The organism is Streptomyces sp. UNOC14_S4 (assembly GCF_020740835.1).
Taxonomy (GTDB): Bacteria; Actinomycetota; Actinomycetes; order Streptomycetales; family Streptomycetaceae; genus Streptomyces.
The window spans coordinates 1-2,726 of sequence record NZ_JAINFC010000740.1 but is presented as its reverse complement, the minus strand read 5'-3'; the positions used below and the strand labels follow the sequence as shown (position 1 = coordinate 2,726).

Annotated in this window: 4 protein-coding genes; 1 reads left to right on the top strand and 3 read right to left on the bottom strand. The window is 73.2% G+C overall.

Going from position 1 to position 2,726, the window contains the following annotated elements:
* Nucleotides 1-373 precede the first annotated feature (373 nt).
* A complete protein-coding gene (locus K6I34_RS35160; RefSeq protein WP_229332092.1) occupies nucleotides 374-1,078 on the bottom strand; it encodes a copper homeostasis protein CutC in 705 nt (234 codons plus the stop codon).
* 58 nt (nucleotides 1,079-1,136) lie between these two features.
* Here K6I34_RS35160 and K6I34_RS35155 point away from each other — a divergent pair, with 58 nt between their 5' ends.
* Nucleotides 1,137-1,808 (top strand): hypothetical protein, encoded by a 672-nt coding sequence (locus K6I34_RS35155; RefSeq protein WP_229332091.1) that lies wholly within the window; start codon nucleotides 1,137-1,139, stop codon nucleotides 1,806-1,808.
* 108 nt (nucleotides 1,809-1,916) lie between these two features.
* On the opposite strand, the gene K6I34_RS35150 is transcribed toward K6I34_RS35155, so the two are convergent.
* Both K6I34_RS35150 and K6I34_RS35145 read right to left on the bottom strand, forming a co-directional pair.
* Entirely contained in the window at nucleotides 1,917-2,183 is a 267-nt protein-coding gene (locus tag K6I34_RS35150) for a DUF4031 domain-containing protein (protein WP_229332090.1), read from the bottom strand.
* Nucleotides 2,180-2,551 (bottom strand): hypothetical protein, encoded by a 372-nt coding sequence (locus tag K6I34_RS35145; protein WP_229332089.1) that lies wholly within the window; start codon nucleotides 2,549-2,551, stop codon nucleotides 2,180-2,182. The genes K6I34_RS35150 and K6I34_RS35145 overlap by 4 nt, the downstream gene beginning before the upstream one ends.
* Nucleotides 2,552-2,726: the final 175 nt, after the last annotated feature.

The following is a 2,726-nucleotide window of genomic DNA, read 5'->3' as shown; positions in this document are numbered from 1 at the left end:
AACGGCTTGTCTTGGCGGACCAGCCAGTTCTACCGGGGCTCCGCTTCTCGCGTCCGGCGTTCCTCCAGACCAGACCCCACTCGCAGCCACGGACCCACCCCATAACTTCACGGCCTTGCCCTAAAGGGGCGCGCCCCCCGAACGCGCGGAAAGCCGACAACGGACGCGGGCCACCCCCTACCGGCAGCCGACGTCCGGTGGAGGGGGCGGGGCCGGAGGGCGGGTTCTGAAATGACGGTGCATGGAGTACGGCTCCCCATAGGAGGTGGCCGCACGCACCGCGTTTCAGGTTCCGGCCGGAGGCCCCTCCCCCGGCCCACCAACCAACCCAGGGGCGCGGGGAACGGCGCGAGAAGCCCCACCGGACCCGCAGCTAACAACCGACCGCCTCGCGCCACACCCCGACAGCGGAAGCCGACACCGGCCGCTCCCACCCCTCAGGGCGCGCCGCCCCACCGATGTGGAAGCCGGTGATCCCCGCCCCCAGAAGCACCGGCACGTGCTTCAGCTGCAGCCCGCCACCGACCAGGATGCTCGGCTCGTATCCGGGCTCGCCCGCCCGCGCCGCCTCGGCCAGCAGCGTCGCGATACCGTCGTCGACACCGGCCGCGGACCCGGCGGTCAGATACGTGTCCAGACCCGGCAGCTCGCCCGAGGCGAGCTGCTTCCGCAGCGCGTCACGGTCCGCGGCCCGGTCGATGGCCCGGTGGAAGGTCCACCGGGCCCGCGGCCCGATCGCCTCCGTGAGCGCGGAGACCGCGGCGAGGTCGGCCCGCCCGTCGTCCGTGAGGAAGCCCAGGACGAACTCCTCCGCCCCCTCGGCGGCCAGTGCCCGCGCGTCCGCGCACAGCGCGTCCAGCGCCGCCGCGTCACCCGCCGAGAAGCCGTCCGTGGCGCGCAGCATCACCCGCACCGGGATCGAGACGGCGTCCCGCACGGCGGCGAAGGTCCCGACGGCGGGGGTGAGGCCGTCCGCGGCCATGTCGGTGACCAGTTCGAGGCGGTCAGCCCCTCCGGCCTGGGCCGCCGTCGCGTCCTCGGGGGTGAGCGCGATCACCTCAAGAATTGGTCTAGACATGTAGCACAGAGTGCCACACCCGCCGCCGCCGTCAAAAGCGGTACTCCACAATTGGCCCATGGATCGGCCCATGGACCGCACGCCCGAGCACCCGTCCGGCCCCGCCCTGCGCGCCCGCTGGCACGACACCGTCGCCCGCGCCCGCGACACCGACACCCCCGACCCCGCCCCGTACGCAGACGACCTGCTGCGCCGCTGGTCGGAGCCGCAGCGCAAGTACCACACGGTCGACCACCTGGTGGCCGTCCTGGACCGGGTCGACGAGCTCGCGGCGTACGCGCGGGACGCGGACACCGTCCGCTTCGCGGCCTGGTTCCACGACGCGGTCTACCGCCCGGACCGCTCGGAGAACGAGGAGCGCAGCGCCCATCTGGCCGAGCGCGCTCTCCCGGAGCTGGGCATCGACGCGGCCCGCACGGCCGAGGCCGCGCGCCTCGTCCGGCTGACCGTCACGCACGACCCGGCGCCCGGCGACCGCAACGGCGAGGTGCTGTGCGACGCGGACCTGGCCGTCCTGGCCGGGGCGCCGCAGGAGTACGCGGCGTACGCGGCCGCCGTCCGCGAGGAGTACGGCTTCGTACCGGACGCGGCCTTCAGGGAAGGCCGCTCGGGGGTTCTGCGGCAGCTTCTGGCGCTGCCGCGCCTTTTCCGTACGCCTCTGGCATACGAACGGTGGGAGCCTACGGCCCGGCGGAACCTCGCCACGGAGCTTGAGCTGCTTTCCGCTTGAGGGGGGTGCGCCTATTGGGGTGCCTCTTGCACTTGGCTCGCGGCCACAGGCCGTGTGTGGCTGATCGCGCAGTTCCCCGCGCCCCTTACGGGGCGCGCCCCGCCCCGCCTAAAGCCGGCCGTGCTTCGGGCGGCGCAGGCCCGCCGCCGCCAGCAGCCGTACCAGCTCCTTGCTGCCCACCTCGCGCGCACCCAGCCGTACGGCCTCCGCGTACGACGTCGACGGGATGTCGTAGTGGTCGTGGTCGAAGGCCCGCGCGGGCGCGCCGAGGCGCGCGGCGAAGCCGTGCAGTTCCTCGTACGACACGTCGCTGACCAGGTGCGACCACATGCGGCCGTGGCCCGGCCAGGTCGGCGGGTCGATGTAGAGGGTCACCGCCGCAGCGCCGTTCCCAGCGACCCCACGCGCGCCACCAGCACCGCCTGCTTGGTGCAGGCCCAGTGCGGGTCGGGGCCGAGCTCGGGCTCGACCTCCAGCGCGTGCGGGTCGCCGGAGTCGGTGCAGACGGGGCAGAGCGGCCACCGGCCGTACCGTTCGAGCAGGGCGTCCTGGACGTCCTGGGCGATCAGCCCCACCACGTACGAGGCGCCCTCCGGCCACTGCTCGACCCACCACCGCCGGTGGGCCACCGCGTCCTCCACGAGGGAGACGACGTCCGCCTCGGCCACGTCACCGGCCACCAGGTCGGCGAGGACGAGGGCGCGCGCCGCGTGCAGTGCCTGTTCGAGCTCCATACGGTCCATTGTCCGGGACACGGAAGGTTGACGGCTCACCCTGCCGAAAATACCTTTCACAGCGTGAGCAGCAAACTGAAAGAAACTTTCACACCGTCTGCCCCCACTACCTCCTCCGGTACCTCCGGCGACCCCGCCGCGGAGCGCCGGGATCACCGGGACCGCCGGAGGTACCGGAGGAGGT